The organism is Helicobacter labacensis (assembly GCF_003660285.1).
In the GTDB taxonomy this organism is placed as follows: domain Bacteria; phylum Campylobacterota; class Campylobacteria; order Campylobacterales; family Helicobacteraceae; genus Helicobacter; species Helicobacter labacensis.
Window position 1 is genome coordinate 1 of the sequence record NZ_QXQQ01000070.1, and the last position, 295, is coordinate 295.

The 295-nt window shown below is 41.4% G+C and carries 1 protein-coding gene; it reads right to left on the reverse strand.

What is annotated here, in order from left to right; genetic code table 11:
* Positions 1 to 295 (reverse strand): RNA-guided endonuclease InsQ/TnpB family protein (locus EAO33_RS08935; RefSeq protein ID WP_235853171.1); only part of this gene is annotated, 295 nt, incomplete at both ends.

Below are 295 nucleotides of genomic sequence, written 5' to 3' on the forward strand. Positions count from 1 at the left end.
AGAACAAGTTTTAGAGCTAGGATAAAAAGCATCCACCCGCTTAACCTCACGCCCATAGTATTTGGCTTTATATTCTAGCAAGGTGTTAAAAGCAGAGATACTCACATCGCTTAGAGCTTTGGCTAGTTTGGAGTTTTTAAGCATGTTTTTGACTTTTAGACTCTCTAGGCATAAAACTTTAGCGTGTCTAATCAGGGCGGTGCTGAGCTTGTGTAAAAAGTCATTGCGGATATTAGCAATGCGGGTGTGCAAAGCACTTAGGCGCAAGCTGGCTTTAAGATAATTGCTAGACTTC